This is a genomic window from Pectobacterium carotovorum (genome assembly GCA_016415585.1).
In the GTDB taxonomy this organism is placed as follows: domain Bacteria; phylum Pseudomonadota; class Gammaproteobacteria; order Enterobacterales; family Enterobacteriaceae; genus Pectobacterium; species Pectobacterium carotovorum_K.
The window spans coordinates 4,689,882-4,711,519 of sequence record CP066552.1; the positions used below are offsets into that span (position 1 = coordinate 4,689,882).

The window sequence follows — 21,638 nt, forward strand, 5'->3', positions numbered from 1 at the left end:
CCCCGGAGCCACGAACACATTAATGCCCGTCGATAAACACGATTTTCAGCAGGAACAACAGCGCAACTACGACCACGCAAGGACTGATTTCACGCCAGCGACCCGTCGCCAACTTCATCACACAGTAAGAAATGAAGCCCAGCGCGATCCCTTCAGTAATAGAGAAGCTGAACGGCATCATCACCGCGGTAATAAAGGCCGGTACGGCTTCCGTCAAGTCATCCCACTTCACGCGCGCCAGGCTGGACGTCATCAATACGCCCACGTAAATCAGTGCGCCCGCGGCCGCATAGGCAGGCACCATCCCCGCCAACGGCGACAGGAAGATCACCAGCAGGAACAGCAGGCCTACAACCACAGCCGTCAGGCCGGTACGTCCACCCACAGATACGCCAGAAGAGCTTTCAATATACGCGGTAACGGAGGATGTCCCGATAAATGAACCGGCCACAGAGCTAACGCTATCGACATACAGTGCCTGCTTCATGCGCGGGAACTTACCACGAGCATCAACCAGACCGGCTTTATCCGTCACGCCAATCAGCGTACCGGAGGAATCAAACAGGTTAACCAGCATGAAGGAGAAAATAATGCCGGACATCCCGAGGTTCAGTGCCCCAGCCAGATCAACCTGACCCACCACCGACATGACGCTCGGCGGCATGGAGAACACGCCAGAATACGTCACATCGCCCAGCAGCAGGCCAATTGAGGTGGTCACCACGATGGAGATCAGTACCGCGGCGTGAATATTACGTGAGGCCAGCGCCACAATAATGAAAAAGCCCAGAGCACCCAGCAGCACGCTGTGTGACGTCAGGTTACCAATCGTCACCAGCGTTTCAGGGTTAGGAACGATAATGCCGGCGTTTTTCAGGCCCATCATGGCAATGAACAGGCCGATACCGCTGGCGATACCCAAACGCAGGCTGAGCGGGATATTGGCGATCATCCAATAGCGAATCTGGAAGATAGTCAGCAACAGGAAACCGATTGCGCCCCAGAAAATAGCACCCATCGCAACCTGCCATGGGAGACCCATCGCGCCAACAACGACAAAAGCGAAAAATGCATTCAGTCCCATTGCCGGAGCCAGCGCCACAGGCAGGTTAGCCAGCAGCCCCATCAAAATGCTGCCGAATGCCGCAATCAGACAGGTGGTCACAAAGACCGCTTTGGTATCCATCCCCGCCACGCCCAGAATCTGCGGGTTAACAAAAACGATGTAGACCATCGTCAAAAACGTCGTGAAACCGGCAATCGTTTCCGTACGTGCTGTCGTGCCGTGTTGTTTAAGTTTAAACACGCGCTCCAGCAGGCCCTGCTCGGTAGCAAGACCGGGTTGTGATTTATTCATTAGTAACAATCCAAAGAAGGGAATAACTGTCGTCGGGTATCCTATAACAAAACGCTGCGTTTTTACGTTGATCCCACGTTTTTTTTCATCGAATAAGAAGAACCTATTAACGTCATGGCTATTGCGCCGCCATCCCTCAATTTAAACCCCTTAATTTTATGCAAGATCGCTCTGAAAATGGCTTTGTAGGTCGCAATATCGGGTCAATTAGTTAAAGTAGGAGCTTCATCTTTTATTTCATCGATAAGGATTGGTCATGCCCCGTATTGAATGCGTCTTCTTCGACTGTGATGGCACGCTGGTTGATAGCGAAGTGCTGTGTTGCCAGGCTTATGTGAATATCTTCATCCCGTATGGGGTGAACTTATCGCTGGAGGAGGTGATAAAAACCTACAAGGGCGTGAAGCTGTACGAGATTATTGCCCGCATCAGCCAGCAGCATGGCTTAACCGTGTCGGTAGATGATGCGGAGCGTCATTTCCGGCAAGAAGTGAAACGTCTGTTCGATGAGTTCCTGCAACCTATCGAGGGCGCACGTGAGTTAGTGCAGTCGATTACTGTCCCAATGGCCGTGGTGTCCAACGGCCCGGTCAGCAAGATGCACCATTCGCTCGGCCTGACGCACATGCTCGATCTGTTTGGCGACCATCTCTACAGCGGCTACGATCTGAAAAAATGGAAACCCGACCCGGCGGTGCTGTATCACGCTGCCGAGCAGTTACAGCTTCCCATCGAACACTGCATTCTGGTTGAAGATTCCTCTGCTGGTGTACAGGCAGGCATTGCTGCGGGCATTCCGGTGTTCTATTACTGCGCCGATCCCCATAACCAACCGATCCATCACCCGCTGGTCACGATGTTCGACGATATGCGCGAACTGCCGCAAATCTGGCGCGAAAAAGGCTGGAACATAACTGCGCAGGAATAAACCACCAAAAGGCAGTTTGAGGTTACTGACAAAGGTCACCGAGCGGGAGTAACGGATAGATCGTAAAGACGCTGCAAGTACATCCATGTAAGCTCGAATTGCGCCATCCCTGGCGCAAACGCTTTACTCTTCTATTCCGTTAATCCCGTTTTTGTTCTGCAAATAGGTTTGTCGACAATCCGCATCCTCAGGCTGGCTTATTCCGCCACCACAGCAAACGCCGTTTCGGCTGCTTTTCCTGCTGGTTAAAACGGGCGTTAACCCCGTTCGCCAGCAGCTCCAGCGACAGACAAAACACAAAGTAGACCAGCGCGACAAACAGGAAAACCTCCATCGGGTAGACCATGCTGCGGTTATTGACCTGCGTAGCAAGAAACGTCAGCTCGCCAACTCCGACAATGTAGGCCAGTGAGGTATCTTTAATCAGAGAAATCCATTGGTTGATGAAGGAAGGCACCATCATCCGCAGCGCCTGCGGCAGCACTATCTGCCATAACACCTGCCAGCGGCTTAGCCCCAGCGAGAGTCCAGCCTGCCACTGGCCGCGCCCGATGGCGACAATACCGGCCTTCACACCATGCGCCAGATACGCCGAGGCGATCAGCGCCAGTGCACAAACCACGGTAGTAATTTCAGGGATATCGACGCCAAAAACGATCGGCAGCAGGAAGTACGTCCAGAAAATCAGCATGATGACGGGAATCGCCCGGAAGAACCCCAGTATCATCGCCAACAGTGCACTCCACCAGCCTCGGGACATCGCTAGCGCCACGCCTAAAATCGTACCCAATATGGCAGACGCTATGCCCGCCAGCAGGCTCATCACCAGCGTCAGCGCCGCGCCACCCAGCGGGCCATCTGGGAACGTTCCCCACATCAAATAGTCGATGTTATCGGTGATAACGGTAAAATCCATCTTAGTGTCTCTCCGCCAGACTGCGCTGCTGACGCCACATGCCCCAGCCTTCCATCACCGCAATAATCATGATGTACAACACCGTCGCCACACCAAATGCCTGAAACGTACGCAGGGTTTCCGTCTCTACCTGACGCGACGCGTAGGACAATTCAGCAACACCAATCGCCATCGTCAACGACGAGTTCTTAACGATATTCATGTACTGCCCAAGCAGCGGCGGCAGGGCGATTTTTAGCGCCTGTGGCAACACCACATAACGCATGGATTGGAAACCAGTTAACCCCAAAGCATGCGCGGCATACTTCTGCCCGCGTGCTACGCCGCGAATACCGGAGCGGATCTCCTCCGCAATAAACGCACTGGAGTAGAGCGTCAACCCTGCCAAGCCCGCCAGAAACTCAAAAGAAGGCCATGCCAGCGTCGTACCCAGCAGCGAAATGGCATGGGAGGTATTCAGCCATTGCATCATCTCTGAGGGAAAAAGCTGCCCGGCGCCGAAATACCAGAAAAATAGCTGCACCAGCAGCGGTGTATTACGAAATAGCGAGCTATACGCCACAACAACGCCACGCAGTACACGAATCTGGCTGTCTCTGACCGCCGCCAACAGAAAACCCAACACCGTAGACAGAACGATCGTACTTAGGGAAAGACCCAGCGTGATCAGGAAACCGTGCCACAGCCAGATGAGGTATTGAGGAGCCAACAGCCACGACTCAAGCGATTGCAGCGCCGTATCCATGCGTTTTATCTCTCTTTGTCATTATTACGAGGTACAAATAGAAATGCCCTCTGCATGCAGAGGGCTGAGATCATAGCACTGAAGGCGTCAGCTATCAGGATTTAGGTTGTTGATCCAGCGGGGCAAAGGTGAAGTCGCCACGCGGCTGGGATGATTTCGTGCTCGGCCCGAACCAGCGATCGTAAATCGTCTTCGCTTCACCCTGTTTTTCCAGGTTAATCAGCGTGTCGTTAATTTTCGTCGTCAGACGCTCTTCGCCCTTCGGAATCCCGACGCCCTGATACTCTTTGGTAATGCTGAACGGAGAGATTTCAAACTCAGCCTTCTGTGCATCAGGCACGTTAGCCAGCAGGCCGACCAGTTTGGCATCATCCTGCGTGATGGCCTGAACGTTGCCGTTACGCAGCGCAGCGAAAGCCAGCGGCGTATCGTCGTAGGAAATCACTTTGGCTGTCGGGTAATGCTCGCGCAGGGTAATCTCCTGCACGGTGCCTTTATCCGCGCCGATGCGCAGCGTTTTGATGTCTTCCGGCGTTTTCAGCACGCCTTTACGGGCGATGAATTTTTGCCCGGTAGCGAAGTAAGGAATACTAAAGTTAACCTGCTTGGCACGCTCATCGGTAATGGTGAAGTTCGCGGCGATCAGATCGACTTTCTGCGAACTTAACAAAGGAATACGGTTAGCGGGGTTAGTCGCGCGCAGCTCAACCTTTACGCCCAGCGCCTTACCAATTGCCTCAGCGATATCCACGTCATAACCCACCAGCTTTTTGCTCTGCGGATCGACATAGCCAAACGGCGGATTACTGTCGAAGACGGCAATTTTCACCACACCCGCCTTCTGAATGTCATCTAATTTATCTGCCTGTGCAGCACCAGAAACGGAAGCCAACCCGGCCAATAAAGTCACTGTCAAAATCTGCTTTTTCATTCCCTGCCCCTTAATTATTGGTGTATTAACAGCAGGCTATCAGCAGGGCGAAAACGCGGGAAATAACATAAATAGCTATAATATAACCTTATGTTACTTCAGTATTCTGGCAGATTATCCTGATTCAAGTACAGCTAGGTAGAGTGATGGAAAGCGACAGGAAATCTCCTATTCAGACTTTTTCGGAAGAGATAACGGCAGCCAGGCACAGTATTACTACGGTTTAAGTGTAAGGAGCGGGAGCAGCATCTGATTGTTTTGCATCCACTCAACCGAATGTTCGCACCGATATGCAATAATTCTTTTTATCGTTGCGAAATCATCCAGCAGGTTCCGGTTGATTATAGGTTCATGATGAGCAATGCGGTTGCGCAGTTTTCTCACAGTTTCTAAATCACTATAGAGATTCTGACGCAGCTGCGCGGCACTCAGGCCCTGAGCGACGGCATGAGGGAAAGCGGTTAGTATGTGATTGTTCCATAAGCGAGTATCAAATCTTCCGGTCAGCATTTTTTGCCAGAAAACAAACTTTAGTTCAGGGATAACTTTTCCCGTCGTTGGCTGATTTCGTCGCCCACTAATCAGATCATCTTTTGGCTTATAGCCATGGATAGGGATCGGTAGGCTTCGCTCAAAACCAATGGACCAAGGCCATCTGTCCCCGTATACCGTTTCAATGACTTCAGAAATAGCATTGCGCGTGAGGACTTCGCACACATGAAGAGGAACAAAAAAAGCGGCTGATATTTGCGCATTCCACATATAAAGCTTTAAGGCTTTTTCTGTCTGAGGCAAGCCAGTCGCTCCACCGACGATATTTTCATACGTGCCTATTCTGGCCGCAGAGAGGCTATCCTTTATGCTGTTTGACGACATCGTCAATCATCCTTATACTGATCTCACTAGCCACGGGACTTGTTAGCAGTAATGCTTCCCCCCGAGGACAACAGAAGTAGATATACGACAAAGGCTCGCCATATGGTGAGCCTTTGTCGTTCTTATGCTAGTCCGAATGAGCTAGCCTATGCACTTATTTACCATAAGCCTGTAAAGCGCTGTCAAGGTTATCCGCACCGCCGGTTCTGGATGACAACCCTGTACCCATCATGATCCCGAAAAGTCACACCATCTTTATCCCAGTAAGGGTTGAACGAGCTGACTCTGACAAACCCAGCCTCATCCATTCTTGAACATGCTCTAACTATTTTCCCTTACTGACAGAATAAACCAGGTCATCATCCCCCCGATTAGCCCCCAAAATGCCGCGCCAATTCCCCACAGCGTCAGCCCAGAGGCGGTGATCAGGAAAGTAATGACCGCAGCATCGCGCTGCTTTTCATCCAGCAACGCGCGATACAGGCTGCCTGAAATCGTGCTGAGCAGCGCCAAACCGGCGATAGCGTGAATCAGCGGCTGCGGTAGCGCCATGAAAAGCTGCCCGATTGATCCGCCAAAAGCGCCCGCCAGCAGATAAAAGCCACCGGCAGCAACGGCAGCAAGATAGCGTTTCTTCGGATCGGGATGTACATCCGGCCCCATACAGATCGCGGCGGTAATCGCGGCGATACAGACGGAAAAGCCACCGAACGGCGTCAAAACCAGCGCGATTAATGCGGTAATGGTAATCAGCGGTGATATGGAAACCTGATAGCCAGCGGCTTTCAGCGTGGCAACGCCCGGCGCGTTCTGCGACGCCATCGTGACAATGAAAAATGGAATACCGACACCCAACAGAGACGCCCATGAAAAATGTGGCGTAATAAATTCCGGTACGGCGAACACCAGCGGCGAATCAGAAACCACAATTTGTCCGCGAAATAAGGCTAGCAGCAGGCCAGCAAGCAGCGTCAACACAATGGCAAAGCGCGGCAGCAGCCGACGGCTGAGCAAATAGGTTATGCACATCGCAAAAGCTAGCCAGAAATCGTGTTGCAGGGAAAGAAAGGCATCCGCGCCAAAGCGCAGCAAAATCCCCGCCAGCATCGCAGCAGAAATAGCGTGTGGTATCACATTCATCAGGCGGGCAAAGAGGCCAGTGATCCCACAGATAAAAATAAGCGCAGAGGCAAACAGGAACACGCCGATCGCCTCATTGATCGAGGTGCCCGGCAGGCTGGTGACCAGCAGCGCCGCCCCCGGCGTTGACCAGGCCGCCAGTATCGGCGCGCGGTAATACAGCGACAGGCTAATAGACGCCAGCCCTTGGGCAATCCCCAGCATGCTTAACCAGCCGCCGATCTGCACCGCACTGGCACCCGCCGCTTCCGCTGCCTGAAAAATGATGGCGGCCGAGCTGGTGTAGCCCACCAGCACCGCAACGAAGCCAGCGATGAGGGTCGAAAAGGTGACATCTTTTAGCGCAAATGACGCAGGCATGGTATACCTTCATTCTTATCGTGCGTTATAACGCACAGAAAGCGTTAACATAGCAGCGTGCGCTATAACGCACAAGCAGGAGCCAATATTGATGTCTGATGAGTTAACCAGCCACATTGGCAATACGTTGAAAACGTTAAGGCAAGAGAAAGGCTGGAGCCTCACGCGTGCGGCAGAAGAGACGGGTGTGAGCAAAGCAATGCTCGGCCAGATCGAGCGCGGTGAATCCAGCCCGACGGTCGCCACGCTGTGGAAAATTGCGACCGGCATGAATGTCGCGTTTTCTACCTTTATCGAACCGACGCTCGCGGATGAAGACGTGACCTATCGCTCGGGTGCGGGATCGTCATTCAGGGAAAACGAGGCGGGAATGCACGTGGTACCGCTCTTCCCCTTCGACGAAAAGCTACGTTTTGATATGTTGGTTATTGAGCTGGCGGCGGGAGCCAGCAGCACCTCATCGGCGCATGAAAGCGGGGTGATCGAGCATATTATTGTGCTGGAGGGACAACTGGAAATGACCGTTGATGGGCAGACGCATGTGTTGTCCGCTGGTGACGCCTTGCGCTTTGCCGCCGACAGGGAACACCGCTACCACAACCCTGCCGATACCACAGCGCGCTTCCACGATCTGATTCACTATCCTGATAAAAAATAACGCCCTGCAAGCAGGGCGTTATCACGAAAATCACAAAAACTGGATCACTCTTCCGCTTTATCTTTCTGCGCCAGCAGCTTTTCCAGCGCATCGCCACCCAGGTGACGGAAATCCTGACCTTTGACGAAATAGAAGATAAATTCGCAGATGTTCTGGCAACGGTCACCGATACGCTCAATGGAACGGGCGCAGAACAACGCCGTCAGTACACTTGGGATGGTCCGGGGATCTTCCATCATGTGGGTCATCAGTTGACGCACAATCCCTTCGTACTCTTTATCCACTTTTTTGTCTTCGCGATAAATACGAATCGCTTCATCCAGATCCATACGGGCAAACGCATCCAGCACGTCATGCAGCATCTGCACGGTGTGGCGCCCTAATGACTCCAGACTCACCAGCAGCGGCTGATGCTGATGGGAGAACTTCTCCAGCGCGGTGCGACAGATTTTATCCGCTACGTCACCGATACGTTCCAGTTCGGAGATGGTTTTGATGATCGCCATCACCAGACGCAGATCGCTGGCGGTAGGCTGCCTTTTCGCAATAATGCGCACGCAGGCTTCATCAATCGCCACTTCCATCATGTTAACTTTGGCGTCACCTTCAATCACCTGCTGAGCCAGCTCCGCATCCTGATTATGCATCGCGGTAATCGCGTCACTCAGCTGTTGCTCCACCAGCCCGCCCATGGTCAGGACCTGCGTGCGGATGTGTTCCAGTTCGGCGTTAAACTGACCGGAAATGTGTTTGTTCAGATTCAGATTATCCATGATGCTTTCCTAATCAACCGTAACGGCCGGTGATGTAATCTTCAGTCTGTTTCTGCCGTGGAGCAGTAAACAGGGTATCAGTATCGCTGAACTCAATCAGCTCACCCAAATACATAAACGCCGTATGATCTGAACAACGCGCTGCCTGCTGCATATTGTGCGTCACGATGACCACGGTGTAGTCTTTTTTCAGCTCGGAGATCAGTTCTTCAATGCGGCCAGTAGAAATCGGGTCAAGCGCAGAACAAGGTTCATCCAGCAGCAAGACATCTGGGCGAATCGCGATACCACGCGCAATACATAAACGCTGCTGTTGACCACCGGACAGGCTATAGCCACTCTGGTGCAGCTTATCTTTCGTCTCTTGCCACAGCGCAGCTTTGGTCAGCGCCCACTGAACGCGTTCATCCATATCGGCACGAGACAGCTTTTCAAACAGACGCACACCAAACGCGATGTTGTCGTAAATCGACATCGGGAACGGCGTCGGCTTCTGGAACACCATGCCGACCTTGGCGCGCAGCAGCGCGATATCTTGCTTATCCGTCAGGATGTTATTGCCATCCAGAAGAATGTCGCCTTCAGCGCGCTGCTCAGGGTAGAGCTGATACATTTTATTCAGCGTACGCAGCAGAGTGGATTTACCACAGCCGGACGGGCCGATAAACGCGGTAACCTGATTCGCGGCAATATCCAGCGTAATGTTTTTCAACGCGTGGAATTTTCCGTAATAGAAATTCAGATCGCGTACCTGGATTTTGTTGGATGTCTCAGTAGCCATACTCATCAAGACTTCTCTCTTTTTCCTGGCGCTGCCTGGCAGCACCTTGAATTTATTTAATGTTTCTCAGAAAACGACGCTTTCTTAGCGAATTAGTGCTTCTTGGCAGAGAAAATAACGCGCGCCAGAATATTCAGCAGCAGCACACACAGCGTAATCAGCAGTACACCCGCCCAGGCCAGCTGTTGCCACTCCACAAACGGGCTCATGGCAAACTTAAATATGGTGACCGGCAGGTTAGCAATCGGATGCATCATATCCGTGCTCCAGAACTGATTCGACAGCGACGTAAACAGCAGCGGCGCGGTTTCCCCGGCGATACGCGCAATGGCCAGCAATACCCCGGTGATGATGCCCGATACCGATGCCTTCAGCGTAATCGCAGAAATCATTTTCCATTTCGGCGTACCCAGCGCATAAGCCGCTTCACGCAGGCTATCCGGTACCAATTTAAGCATGTTCTCGGTGGTACGAATCACAATCGGCACCTGCAACAGCGCCAGCGCAATCACGCCCGCCCAGCCGGAGAAGTGCTGCATTCTTGCCACCACCAGCGTGTAGACAAACAGACCCACCACAATCGATGGTGCTGACAGCAGAATGTCGTTGATGAAACGAATCACTTCGGCGATCCAGGATTTACGACCGTATTCCGCCAGATAAATGCCCGCCATAATCCCCAGTGGCGTACCCAGCAGCGTCGCCCACAGGATCAACAATCCGCTCCCGACGATGGCATTCGCCAATCCACCACCCGCCGTATTAGGCGGCGGCGTCATTTCGGTAAACAACGCCAGAGACATGCCATCCACGCCTCGGGTCACGGTCGAAAACAGAATCCAGACCAGCCAGAACAGGCCAAACACCATCGTGGACATCGATAAGAACAGCGCAATGCGGTTTTTCTGGCGGCGCCAGGCCTGCATTTTACGCCGCGAACGCTCCAGAGCAGCATCTTGCTCTATGCCTAATGCAGCCATTAGCGCGCCCCCTCATTTTTAGCCAAACGCATCACCATCAGCTTTGAACATGCCAGAACAATAAAGGTAATCACAAACAGAATCAGCCCCAGCTCCATCAGCGCTGCCGTGTGCAAGCCGGATTCCGCTTCGGCGAATTCGTTCGCCAGTGCAGAGGTAATACTGTTGCCTGGCATATACAGCGATGCGCTGTCGAGCTGGTAGGTGTTACCGATGATAAAGGTCACCGCCATGGTTTCCCCCAACGCGCGTCCCAGTCCCAACATCACCCCGCCGATTACGCCGTTTTTGGTGTAAGGCAGCACAATGCGCCAGATGACTTCCCACGTCGTACAGCCAATGCCGTAAGCGGACTCTTTCATCATCACCGGCGTTTGCTCAAACACGTCACGCATCACCGCCGCAATGTACGGGATAATCATGATGGCCAGAATGACGCCAGCCGCCAGAATACCGATCCCGAATGCCGGGCCGGAGAACAGCGAACCAACAATAGGAATACCGGACAGGACATTTCCTACCGGCTGTTGGAAGTATTTGGCAAACAGTGGAGCGAAAATGAACAGCCCCCACATGCCGTAGACAATACTCGGTATGGCCGCCAGCAATTCAATCGCCACGCCAAGCGGACGCTTCAACCAGGCTGGTGCCAGTTCTGTCAGAAATAGCGCAATCCCGAAGCTAATCGGAATCGCAATAATCAGTGCAATCAGTGAGGTAACGATGGTGCCGTAAATCGGAACCAGTGCACCAAACTGCTCTGCGGGCGCATCCCACTCTTTCGTCCACAAGAAGGCAAAACCGAACTTCTCGATGCTAGGCCAGGACGCCACAATCAGGGAAACAATGATGCCGCCCAAGAGCAGTAGCGTGACCAGCGCCGCCAGTTTTACCAGCGTGCTGAAGAGGATATCGCCATATTTTCCCGGGGCTTTGATAGTTGGCTTGTACTCCGCCATACGTCTCTCTTCTCGTTTTAACTACATTTGATAAGCTATTGAAGGCAGAGAGGTTGCTATCACCTCTCCGCCCCGATACGACGTGTTATTCCACTACATCTTTCCCAGAACCTGACAACCTCATCACGCTCTGGTTATCAACACGATGGTGTCGATACAATAATTAGTACAGAGCTTTACCGCTGCTGTCTTTTACCTGGGTTTTCCAGGCAGCACGGATTTGCTCAACCACTTCTTTTGGCAGTGTTGCGTAATCCAGCGCTTCAGCTTGCTCGCCGCCTTTCTTGAACGCCCAGTCGAAGAATTTCAACACTTCAGCGCCCTGCTCAGGTTTTTCCTGTTTGGTCTGAACCAGGATAAACGTGGTTGAGGTAATCGGCCATGCATCAGCGCCTTTCTGGTTCGTCAGATCCTGAGCGAAAGACTTGCTCCAGTCGATTTCTTTAGCCGCGTTGCTGAAGCTTGCGCCAGTCGGGCTAACCGCTTTGCCATCGGCAGAAATCAGTTTGGTGTAAGCCAGGTTGTTTTGCTTGGCATACGCGTATTCTACGTAACCGATAGAACCAGGCAGACGCTGTACGAACGCCGCGATACCATCGTTACCTTTACCGCCCAGACCGGTTGGCCAGTTCACAGTAGAACCTGCACCAATCTTCTCTTTCCACTCTGGGTTCACTTTTGCCAGGTAGCTGGTGAATACGAAAGACGTACCAGAACCGTCAGCACGACGAACCACTGCGATGTCCTGATCCGGCAGCTTGGCATTCGGGTTCAGTTTGGTGATCGCCGGGTCGTTCCATTTTTTGATGTTGCCCAGGTAGATATCACCCAGCGTTTTACCATCCAGCGTTAAATCGCCAGATTTGATACCAGGAACGTTCACTGCCAGCACCACGCCACCGATAACGGTTGGGAACTGGAATAAACCATCCTGTGCTAATTTGTCGTCAGCCAGAGGGGCGTCAGAAGCACCGAAATCGACTGTTTTAGCGATAATCTGTTTTACACCACCAGAAGAACCGATGCCTTGATAGTTAACTTTATTACCGGTTTCTTTTTGATAGGAGTCAGCCCATTTGGCATAAACAGGCGCAGGGAATGTCGCACCGGCACCGGTGAGGTTAGCAGCAGCTAAAGCAGAAAATGCCGTCAGAGAAAAGGTTGCCGCAACAACACTGGCAAGAGTGGTACGCATCAGTTTCATAATCCCTCCTGTGGGATACTCAAACGTGTCGACGTAACGTCGTTATCAATCAGAGTTATCAAATCAGAGTGTAGTTCGCAGGAGGAAAAATAGGACAGTTTGGTGACAGTAAAATGTACGCAATATGACAGTTTTATGACAGTGACGTAGGGTGCAGGAAAATTCAGGCATCACCAGCCAGAACAGGCGTTCTGACTGGTGCAGGGGATCGGTCAGTGAGTCTAGTTATGGCTAAGTAATTTGCACGGCGTAGTCGTGGCAGTAACAGCCAATCTTGCCAGCAAAAGTTTGGCCACTCATCATGTTGCCAGATCCAGTCTACGGTCATCGATAATCTCGTTGATTCTGTGTCGCGGGCAAGCAGTGCAATGCCAAAAATGAGCCGAATTGACACCACATTCGGCTCACGATATGAACCGATAATAACCGCCATTCGGCTCATGACACAATCCGCATTATGGATGACAGGGAGTTGAACTGATTACAAAGTGGTGTTGCCTATATAATCCTGTTCACTGACCTGTTCAAACCACTCAGCGGCTTGACCATTCACTGCTTCCTGTATGGCAATATGCGTCATAGCTGTATTGGCCGTAGCTCCATGCCAATGCTTTTCACCCGGCGATATCCACACAATATCACCCGAGCAAATTTCTCGAATGGAGCCACCTTCAACTTGAATCCATCCGATTCCTTTAGTCACAATCAGTGTTTGCCCAAGTGGATGACTGTGCCATGCCGTTCGAGCTCTAGGTTCGAATGTTACAGTCCCTATCGATACCGTAGCAGGCAGTGGAGCCTGAAATAAATCATCAATGCGTACCTTGCCGACAAACCAAGCTCCGGGAGCTTGCAGCGAAGATTTCGTGCCATTAGCAATTATTTCCATACATTTACCTCTCTATTGCTGAGTTTGCTTGCAGTCGTTTGCCACTGCCTACCATCAGTGTTGCTACCATCAGCAACGAGGCGCTGCCGAGCAAGGTGGCGCCTATGGTGTAGTGATCGAGCAGCCAGCCACCGATGCTGGCCCCCAGCATGATGGAGAGCTGAATTGCGGCAACGATGAGGCCGCCACCATTCTCGGGGGCATCGTGGATCCCCCGAGCTATCCAGGCGGACCAGGCAACCGGAATGGCGGCATTGATAGCACCCCACAGGGTCAGCATCAGCGCGACGCCCCAGAAGGAGTGCTGGATGGCGAGCAGGCCAAGGGTGATGAGTGCAAGCATCAGGGGCAGCCATCGCAGCAGCCGGTATAGGTGACGATGCAGGGTGGCGCTGGCCACCGAGGTGCCCACGAATCCGGCCATTCCTAGTGCCAGCAGCAGGGAGGAGAGTTCCGGCAGGCTGGTTTGGGTACGCGTCTCCAGAAACGGTCGGAAGTAGGTAAACGCACAGAAGGCGCCAGCAAAGGTGAGCATGACGCCGAGCATGGCCATCGCCACATTGGGTCGCTTGAGCAGCCCCAGAATCGGATCAGCACTGTGCTTGCTTCGTATCGAAGGCAGGCTGACGGCTATCCACAGTAGGTTCAGCACAACCAGTGGGGTAAGCAGCCAGAACACGCCCCGCCAGCCGATGATGCCACCCAGATAGCTGCCGAGCGGAGCTGCAAAGGCGGTCGCGACGGCGTTGCCGGTGTACATGAGACCGAGGGCCCTAGGCACCGAGTTGGGGGACACCAGCCTCATGATGGTGGCGGTGGCTAGTGCCCAGAATCCACCGACCACCACGCCCAGCAGGGCCCGGGCCAGCATCAGTAGCGCAAAGTTGGGGCTTAGCGCGATCAGGATGAGGGAGATCAGCATCACCAGTGCCAATACCATCAGCACATGACGCCGCTCATGGTGGGCGCAGACCCGAGTGACCAGCAGGCTGGCGACGACGGCGAAGAGACCCGAGATGGAGATGGCAAGGCCTGCCTGGCCATCGCTGGCACCGAGATCGCGGGCGATCGGGGTCAGTAGGCTGACCGGCATAAACTCGGCGGCAATCAGCAGAGCCACGCAGAGGGACATGGCCCCCACGGCCCCCCAATGTTCTTGTACTGCGGGGAGGGATTCGACAGTGGCATGATGAGTCTTCATTTTAGGACCTGATATTGAAGGGTGGAGGTGCGTCATTGGACGGCTTCAATGGTGCGTGTTTCACTGGTCATTGCCGATCAGCTTACGTGCAGCAGACACGTCATGTGATACCGCATCCGATGGAAAATGCGCGGCGGGATGGCCCGCCGCGTGCTTGGTCTTTACTTCAGGTTGGTCTTGAAGAACTGCTCAAACTGAGCAAAGGGGATCTTGCCTGCCACGTTATCGTAGAGATCAACATGGTTGGCGCCCGGTACCACGACCAGTTCTTTTTGCTGACTTCCCACGGCCTTGAAGGCATCTTCGGCAAAGTAGCGCGAGTGGGCGTTCTCGCCGGTGACGACAAGCGTAGGAATCTTGATCTCGCTGGCATAGCTCAACAGTGGCATATTCATAAACGACAGGGGCATGGTGGTGGTCCAGGCTCCATTGGAGTTCACCGAGCGGGAGTGGAACCCGCGTGGCAAACGGTAGTAATCGAAGAACTCCTTGAGTACCGGATGCGGATTGTCCGGCAGTGCCTCTGGCAGGGTCCGGCTGGCTGCCGTGACGTTACCCTTCTGGTCGACATAGAGATCGTGATTGCTATGGGCAAATGAGCCACTTTCTGCGTCTTGCCAACGTTGTTCGTTCAGGTGTTTCAATATGGCGCGGCGATCGGCAGTGGTGTAACGATCCTTGCCATCGCCCACCCCATGCCCCATGGCTCGACTCATGTCATACATTACGCTGGTCGCCACAGCTTTGATGCGAGTATCCGCGGCTGCGGCATTGAGGGCCATACCACCCCAGCCGCAGATCCCCAGCAAACCGATCCGGGTACGGTCCACTTCCTCTTGCAAGCCAAGGAAATCGACGGCTGCGCTGAAGTCTTCGGTGTTGATGTCGGGTGAGGCCACATCGCGTGGTTGACCGCCACTTTCGCCGGTGTAGGAGGGGTCAAATGCCAGAGTGACGAACCCGCGCTCGGCCAGGGTTTGGGCATAGAGACCGCTCGACTGCTCCTTCACCGCGCCAAAGGGGCCGCCCAGAGCTATGGCCGCTAGCTTGGCGTTTCCCCGGTTCTTCGGCAGATAGAGGTCAGCGACCAGGGTGATGCCATAACGGTTCTTGAAGCTCACCTTGCGATGCTCGACTTTGTCGCTCTGGGCAAAAGTCTTGTCCCATTGGGTCACCATTGAGACGGGTTCAGTGGGATTGGCAGTCTGTGCATGACTCATTGTGGATACTCCGGTTAATGCTGCGCCCAGCAGCAGGGCAGACGCGATAGCTGTCAGCTTCTTGGGGAGGACATTCATGGCAAAACTCCTTGAAATCGGGTTTCTGATCCGTGGTACTGGATTGATGGTGTTGTGAACCATGGGCTACATTCTAGTTAGAACCATTTATGATGATTAGATCGGTTTTTTTGATAACATTAATGTGTATGTGTTCTTAATTCGGACGTCCAATAGGCGTTGAACAAGCCATGGCTGGCTGAAAAAAGTGTGGGTGGAACAAGATGACAAGCCGCGAAAATTACAACGATCTCCACGTTTTCATGCTGGTTGCCCGGGAAGGCAGCTTTACCCGGGCAGCAGCCAGATTGGGACTGGCTCAGTCCGGGATCAGTCGTACAATCCGAGATCTCGAGGTCAGGCTCAGGGTGCAATTGTTGGTGCGCACCACCCGCAGCCTGTCACTGACCCAGGCTGGCGAGCAGTTATACCGCACGGCAATGAGCGGCTTTCAATCCCTGGATGCGGGGCTTGCCACGCTCGCACATTTTCGCGATATCCCTTCAGGTACTGTGAGGATCAATGCCAGTCAGCACGCCATTGAAAAGGTGCTGCTGCCTAAGCTGGTCATCTTCAGGCAGCACTATCCTGATATCCGTCTGGAGCTCATCAGCGAAAGCCGCTTCGTGAATATCATCGATGAGCGCTTCGATGCCGGTGTGCGTCTGGGGGGCGAGGTGGACGAGGGGATGGTGGCCGTGCGCATCACCCCGGATATGGAGATGGTGATGGTGGGGACGCCGGATCATTTTCTGCAATACGGCTTTCCGCAGACGCCAGCCGAGCTAGCGGTCCACCCCTGCATTGCCTACCAGTTTGCCGATGGCAGCCTATATCAGTGGGAGCTTTGGCTCGAGGGTAAGCCCATCAAGCATCGGCCAGAGGGGCAGTGGGTCTTTTCCGACAGCTATATGGAAGCAGCAGCTGCAAAAATGGGATTAGGGTTGGCCTATGTGCCGGAGGAGCTAGTTGCCACTGAGCTTGAACACGGAAAACTAATCAGGGTGTTGCAACAGTTTAGCCACCGCTTGGACGGTCTATATCTTTACTACCCTCATCGCAATGCGTCGCCAGCTTTGAGAGCGGTTATCGATACATTAAAGATATAGATTAGGTGATTTCAGTCTGCGTTAATTAAAAAGGGGCTTCCCAAATTAGTCGTAAGAATGCTTATCCAGCCCCAAGTGACCGTTATAATGTGGGTGGGCTGCCTGTCAGTGATGGTCGTGGTGAACTTAGTTGTTCATGACATTGGCATCAATCCAGAGGGGGAGCGAACCACGGCTCGCGCTCTTCTCCCTCACCGTCGGTTTATAGACGATTGTTCAAGAAGGAGACTTCAACTCCGGTAAAGGAACGCTAATGTCGGCCAAGCTTGCCTCGTTATATTTTACATTCCCCACAATTATTTCATTCGGCACTGCGTCGCCCCAGGTTTTCATTGACTCCAACACACCGCGTAAACCTTCTCCCAGCGGAGTGAGTTCGTAAACAACGCGCGGCGGTGTTTCTGCATAGGCAGTGCGAGTGACCAATCCGTGCGCCTCAAATCTTTTCAGCCGATGAGTCAGGGTATGCGCACTTATGCCTGGCAGGGCATCTCGTAGTTGCGTGAAACGCTGGGGGCCAAGGAGCAATTGCCGCACAATTAAGGTCGCCCATGGTCCATCAAGAAGGACTAAAAACCGAGCGACTCCACAGCAGGGAACTTTATTTTCATTCATGGCAAAACATCTCTAATAGTGCATTTGACGTAACCTATCTTAGCACAGCACTATTAATAGTCTGTTTATTTAACCATAGAGGTGTTTATGACATACGTAGTTCACGGCGCAACTGGCGCACAAGGATCCCCCCTGTTTAGAAAATTGGTGGCTGAAGGTAAAAATGTAACGGCTGCGATTAGGCATCCACAAAATCTTGAATCGGGTTCAGCCGTAGCGGTGGATCTCACGTCCGTTCAATCCTTGGTTGCGGCGTACTTGGGTGCGAAAGGCGTTTTTATCCATTTGCCATTAGGGCCTGAAAGCCTGCGCCTGCAATATGCACAGAATATCGCAGAGGCAGTTGGGCTTGCCCGCCCAAAACGGGTGGTAATTTCTACTAGCGGATGGGTATTGGGTGATTCAGAGGATAAAAGTGCGCTAGCCGAATTGATCCGTGGAGTTGAAGCAACAGGCGTCTCTAGCGCGATAATTGCGCCACGTTTATATCTCGAAAATTTGCTGTTACCGATAGTGATTGAGGCAGTGAAAACTGAAGGCGTTCTCCCTTATCCACTACGAGCAGATTACCCAGTTTCCTGGTGTTCGCATCTGGATGTTGCTGATGTCGCAGCGGCACTTTTGATGAGCGATGCGATCACAGGCGTCGTTGAGATTGGTCAGTTACCGGCTGTTACTGGTGATGAACTTGCGAAATCATTCGCTAATCATTTGGGGCGAGAAGTCAGTTATACGAGTTTGACTCCGAAAGAATTTGGAGAGCGCTTGGCAGTATTGTTTGGTGCGGCGGTAGCGGCTGACGTTGTTGCAGGTTACGAAGCAAAAGCGCTAACCAAAGATTCTGCAATCAATGTAAAAATAAGTGCGCAGCAACTATTGAGTATTCATCCGCGCACAGTCGAACAGTGGTTAGTTGATATTGGCGTGTAAAAAGTTATCGCCTTTCATCACTAACACATGAAGAAACTGCCCCCCAGTCTTGCGACGTAGTGGATGAAAATCAGGTCAGATTGGGAGAGTCAAAGCCTGTTGAGTTCGATGATTATTAAGATTTTCTAATTATTGAAAATTGAACAGGGGTAATAAATTTGTTATTTATCCGCAATAATCGTGGAACGATAAGGGCTGCTGATTGAGGTCAATAGCCCTGTTTTATCGTGTTGATTGATCTGTTTTAAGCAAGAGTCCGTGGCTTTGATTACAGAAGCAAGCCACCAGCCAGCGTTTACTTGACGCCGGAGCATTGGTAGCGGTGTTGCCAGAGTTCGTACCACCGCCACGACAAGTTTCTTTGTTGCTTCCGCACCGCAGGCATATTGCACCACGGGTGGATGCTGTCATTAATTGGATTATTCAAGTCACCCAGACGATGATAAAGGTAAGCTGACCACTGTCAGTATGAGAAAGATTGAGCTGCCAGAACGCTTACCATTAATTGAACCCATCGCCCGAGCCAATAGTTATGTCAGACGCCATTACCCTCGATCAACGCCGAATTTTTATTGCCGCTGCCGAGACGGGTAATACCGATCAATTAAGGATCGGCTGAACGCTCCAGTTATTGTGTAAAAATCCGAAAATCACCCTCGTTTCCGGATTTTTTTATGCTTATTGCTCAGGCTCTTAATCTTATCTCCTGCTAAAACGCCACCCGTAACCCCTGACTTCTTTGGGTGACTTTCTTGACCCAGCGCTCATTTAACGTTGTCTTTAAGAGTCCGAGATTGTCACTCTGCATAAACATCGTCTCCCGCTGGAAATGATGGTCTGGTACATTGTGGGTATGGTGCTGGAGTGTAAAGATCCTCCTTATCAGATAGTTAACCGCCTTGATATTATGCTGCTGGCCTACAATCTGGTGAACTGTCAGATGAGAAAGATGGCGAGTCAGTTGCTTAACTGAGTGGCATTCCCTTCAGCGATATCCAGATATTGTTGTTTGTTATTCATCATGAACCCGTTAACGTTCTCAACCCATTATTGCCAACGACGGAAAATCAGCGACGTATTGATGCCGCCAAAGGCGAAGTTATTAGACTGAATATAATCAGTCTCAATATGGCGTGGCTCACCCATGATGTAATCCAGCTCGCCACAGTCTTCCGCAGGTTGCCGTAAATTAAGCGTCGGTGCAAACCACCCTTCACGCATCATTTCAATACTCATCCACGCTTCAAGCGCACCACAGGCGCCCAGCGTATGGCCGAAATAGCTTTTCAGCGACGAAATCGGTGTGGAGTTACCAAACACGGCGGCGGTAGCCTGGCTTTCTGCGACGTCACCCCGATCGGTTGCGGTTCCGTGTGCGCTGATATAACCCACATCACCGGGTTGCAAACCCGCGCAGCGCAGCGATCCTTCAATGCAAATCTGCATGGTTTCACGCTGGGGTTGCGTAATATGTGCCGCATCACAGTTGGTGTAAAACCCAACCAGTTCGGCATAAATCGTTGCCCCACGCGCCAGAGCATGTTCAAGCTCTTCCAACACTAACGTACCCGCACCTTCCCCAATAACCAGACCGTCACGGCTTGTGTCAAAAGGAGACGGCGTCGTTTCTGGCGCATCGTTGCGTTGGCTGGTGGCGAACAGCGTATCAAACACCGCCGCTTCTGACGGACACAGCTCTTCCGCACCGCCCGCCACCATGACCGTCTGATAGCCATGACGAATCGCTTCCCAGGCGTAGCCAATCGCCTGACTTCCTGACGTACAGGCGCTGGATGTCGGAATCACACGGCCGCGCAGCCCGAAAAACAAGCCAGCATTCACCGCGGTGGTATGCGGCATCATCTGCACATAGGTCGTACCGGTAATATTATTGGTGTGCTTTTCTGTCAGCATGGTGGCGAATTCGCTCACCGGCCCTGTGCTGCCCGTTGATGAGCCGTAAGCAATGCCGGTTTCTCCGTTAGTCAGCACCGGATGACCAATCAACCCGGCCTGTTCCAGCGCCAGTTCGGTTGCTCGGGTTGCCATCAGAGACACGCGCCCCATCGAACGGATGCGCTTACGCGTGTAGTGTTCTGGCAAACTGAAGTGATCAATCGGCGAGCCCAACTGTGTATTCAGGCCATCATAAATCTGCCATTCGGGCATCTTACGTATCGCATTGCGACCCGCACGCAACCCGTCCGAGACGCTTTCCCAGGATTCACCGAACGCGGTGACACCGCCCATTCCCGTTACCACGACACGACGCATCACAGCATCCCTCCATTAATAGAAATGACCTGACGCGTGACATAACTCGCGATATCGGACATAAGATAACTCGCCAGCCCTGCGACTTCTTCCGCCTGACCCATGCGTTTCATGGGGATCATCTTCATGGCTTCTTCAACGGCGACGGGCTCCATTTGAACCATGCCAGTATCAATCAAACCGGGAGCGATGCAGTTAACGGTGATTTTTCGCTTCGCCAGTTCGATAGCCAGCGCTTTCGTTGCGCCGATAATGCCCGCTTTTGCTGCACTGTAGTTGACCTGCCCCCGATTCCCCATGATCCCGGAAACAGAAGACAGCGTGATAATTCGCCCGCCTTTCCGCAGACCGATCATCGGCATCACACAGGGATGAATCACGTTATAGAAGCTGTCGAGATTGGTGTGAATGACGCTATCCCACGCCTGATCGTCGAGGGCGGGAAAAGCACCGTCACAGGTGATACCCGCATTACTGACCACGCCATAGTAGGCACCATACGCCTCAATATCCTGTTCGATCACGGTGCGACACGTTTCCCGATCGGCAATATCGAAGCTGACAATACGGCCGGAACCGTTTTGTGCCGTAATCTGGCGTAAGGTTTCCTGCGCCCCGTTTTCATCACGGTGATAATGCACCACCACGGTAAAACCATCCGCCGCCAGACGCAGCGCAATGGCTCGACCAATCCCCTTGCTGGCACCGGTCACTAACACGGAACGAGTCATGCTT

At 52.7% G+C, this 21,638-nt stretch carries 21 protein-coding genes and 1 pseudogene; 5 read left to right on the forward strand and 17 right to left on the reverse strand.

Translation table 11 applies throughout. The annotated features are described in order from the left end of the window. Positions 1-19: 19 nt before the first annotated feature. Entirely contained in the window at positions 20-1,357 is a 1,338-nt protein-coding gene (locus tag JFY74_20875) for an NCS2 family permease (protein ID QQG28457.1), read from the reverse strand. 256 nt (positions 1,358-1,613) lie between these two features. Between JFY74_20875 and yieH the strand changes: the two genes are divergently transcribed. Continuing rightward, entirely contained in the window at positions 1,614-2,285 is a 672-nt protein-coding gene (yieH, locus tag JFY74_20880; protein QQG28458.1) for a 6-phosphogluconate phosphatase, read from the forward strand. A 187-nt stretch (positions 2,286-2,472) separates the two neighbouring features. Here yieH and JFY74_20885 read toward each other — a convergent pair whose 3' ends face one another. The 5 genes from JFY74_20885 to JFY74_20905 all read right to left on the reverse strand — a co-directional run bounded on the left by JFY74_20885 (position 2,473) and on the right by JFY74_20905 (position 7,253). Next, positions 2,473-3,201: an amino acid ABC transporter permease gene (locus JFY74_20885; protein QQG28459.1), complete on the reverse strand. Its 729-nt coding sequence runs from the start codon at positions 3,199-3,201 to the stop codon at positions 2,473-2,475. 1 nt (position 3,202) lies between these two features. Then, positions 3,203-3,946, reverse strand: a complete 744-nt coding sequence (locus tag JFY74_20890; protein QQG28460.1) for an amino acid ABC transporter permease — start codon at positions 3,944-3,946, stop codon at positions 3,203-3,205. A 94-nt stretch (positions 3,947-4,040) separates the two neighbouring features. Beyond that, positions 4,041-4,877, reverse strand: a complete 837-nt coding sequence (locus JFY74_20895) for an ABC transporter substrate-binding protein (GenBank protein ID QQG28461.1) — start codon at positions 4,875-4,877, stop codon at positions 4,041-4,043. A gap of 216 nt (positions 4,878-5,093) precedes the next feature. After that, entirely contained in the window at positions 5,094-5,753 is a 660-nt protein-coding gene (locus JFY74_20900) for a hypothetical protein (GenBank protein QQG28462.1), read from the reverse strand. Positions 5,754-6,074: 321 nt separating this feature from the next. Next, entirely contained in the window at positions 6,075-7,253 is a 1,179-nt protein-coding gene (locus tag JFY74_20905) for a benzoate/H(+) symporter BenE family transporter (GenBank protein QQG28463.1), read from the reverse strand. Positions 7,254-7,344: 91 nt separating this feature from the next. On the opposite strand from JFY74_20905, the gene JFY74_20910 reads away from it, so the two are divergent. Next, positions 7,345-7,911 carry a helix-turn-helix transcriptional regulator gene (locus JFY74_20910; protein QQG28464.1) on the forward strand — a complete coding sequence of 189 codons (567 nt, stop codon included), beginning with the start codon at positions 7,345-7,347 and terminating at the stop codon, positions 7,909-7,911. 44 nt (positions 7,912-7,955) lie between these two features. Here the strand turns inward: JFY74_20910 and phoU are convergent, their stop codons facing one another. The 8 genes from phoU to JFY74_20950 form a co-directional block, all read right to left on the reverse strand. Then, on the reverse strand, positions 7,956-8,684 hold the full coding sequence (gene phoU, locus JFY74_20915; protein QQG28465.1) for a phosphate signaling complex protein PhoU: 729 nt from the start codon (positions 8,682-8,684) through the stop codon (positions 7,956-7,958). 13 nt (positions 8,685-8,697) lie between these two features. After that, a complete protein-coding gene (gene pstB, locus JFY74_20920; protein QQG28466.1) occupies positions 8,698-9,471 on the reverse strand; it encodes a phosphate ABC transporter ATP-binding protein PstB in 774 nt (257 codons plus the stop codon). Between the two features lie 86 nt (positions 9,472-9,557). Beyond that, on the reverse strand, positions 9,558-10,445 hold the full coding sequence (gene pstA / locus JFY74_20925) for a phosphate ABC transporter permease PstA (protein QQG28467.1): 888 nt from the start codon (positions 10,443-10,445) through the stop codon (positions 9,558-9,560). Next, complete coding sequence (gene pstC / locus JFY74_20930; protein ID QQG28468.1) at positions 10,445-11,404, reverse strand: phosphate ABC transporter permease PstC; 960 nt, start codon at positions 11,402-11,404, stop codon at positions 10,445-10,447. Before pstC ends, pstA begins: the two co-directional genes overlap by 1 nt. A 163-nt stretch (positions 11,405-11,567) precedes the next feature. Then, the gene (gene pstS / locus JFY74_20935; GenBank protein ID QQG28469.1) at positions 11,568-12,608 is read right to left on the reverse strand and encodes a phosphate ABC transporter substrate-binding protein PstS; all 1,041 of its coding nucleotides are present in this window, start codon (positions 12,606-12,608) and stop codon (positions 11,568-11,570) included. A gap of 481 nt (positions 12,609-13,089) precedes the next feature. Next, positions 13,090-13,497 carry a cupin domain-containing protein gene (locus tag JFY74_20940; protein ID QQG28470.1) on the reverse strand — a complete coding sequence of 136 codons (408 nt, stop codon included), beginning with the start codon at positions 13,495-13,497 and terminating at the stop codon, positions 13,090-13,092. Positions 13,498-13,501: 4 nt separating this feature from the next. Then, positions 13,502-14,698, reverse strand: coding sequence for an MFS transporter (locus JFY74_20945; protein ID QQG28471.1), 1,197 nt, complete (start codon positions 14,696-14,698; stop codon positions 13,502-13,504). Between the two features lie 161 nt (positions 14,699-14,859). Further along, entirely contained in the window at positions 14,860-15,996 is a 1,137-nt protein-coding gene (locus JFY74_20950) for an alpha/beta hydrolase (GenBank protein QQG30601.1), read from the reverse strand. Positions 15,997-16,199: 203 nt separating this feature from the next. On the opposite strand from JFY74_20950, the gene JFY74_20955 reads away from it, so the two are divergent. Beyond that, positions 16,200-17,084 (forward strand): LysR family transcriptional regulator, encoded by an 885-nt coding sequence (locus JFY74_20955; GenBank protein ID QQG28472.1) that lies wholly within the window; start codon positions 16,200-16,202, stop codon positions 17,082-17,084. 216 nt (positions 17,085-17,300) lie between these two features. Here JFY74_20955 and JFY74_20960 read toward each other — a convergent pair whose 3' ends face one another. Beyond that, on the reverse strand, positions 17,301-17,699 hold the full coding sequence (locus JFY74_20960) for a helix-turn-helix transcriptional regulator (protein QQG28473.1): 399 nt from the start codon (positions 17,697-17,699) through the stop codon (positions 17,301-17,303). A gap of 87 nt (positions 17,700-17,786) precedes the next feature. Here JFY74_20960 and JFY74_20965 point away from each other — a divergent pair, with 87 nt between their 5' ends. Both JFY74_20965 and JFY74_20970 read left to right on the forward strand, forming a co-directional pair. Next, positions 17,787-18,629: an NAD(P)H-binding protein gene (locus tag JFY74_20965; protein QQG28474.1), complete on the forward strand. Its 843-nt coding sequence runs from the start codon at positions 17,787-17,789 to the stop codon at positions 18,627-18,629. A gap of 674 nt (positions 18,630-19,303) precedes the next feature. Further along, positions 19,304-19,542 (forward strand): annotated as a pseudogene (locus JFY74_20970) (transposase domain-containing protein). 134 nt (positions 19,543-19,676) lie between these two features. On the opposite strand, the gene JFY74_20975 reads toward JFY74_20970, so the two are convergent. Both JFY74_20975 and fabG read right to left on the reverse strand, forming a co-directional pair. After that, a complete protein-coding gene (locus JFY74_20975; GenBank protein QQG30602.1) occupies positions 19,677-20,903 on the reverse strand; it encodes a beta-ketoacyl-ACP synthase in 1,227 nt (408 codons plus the stop codon). Next, positions 20,903-21,634 carry a 3-oxoacyl-ACP reductase FabG gene (fabG, locus tag JFY74_20980; protein QQG28475.1) on the reverse strand — a complete coding sequence of 244 codons (732 nt, stop codon included), beginning with the start codon at positions 21,632-21,634 and terminating at the stop codon, positions 20,903-20,905. Before fabG ends, JFY74_20975 begins: the two co-directional genes overlap by 1 nt. Positions 21,635-21,638 lie beyond the last annotated feature (4 nt).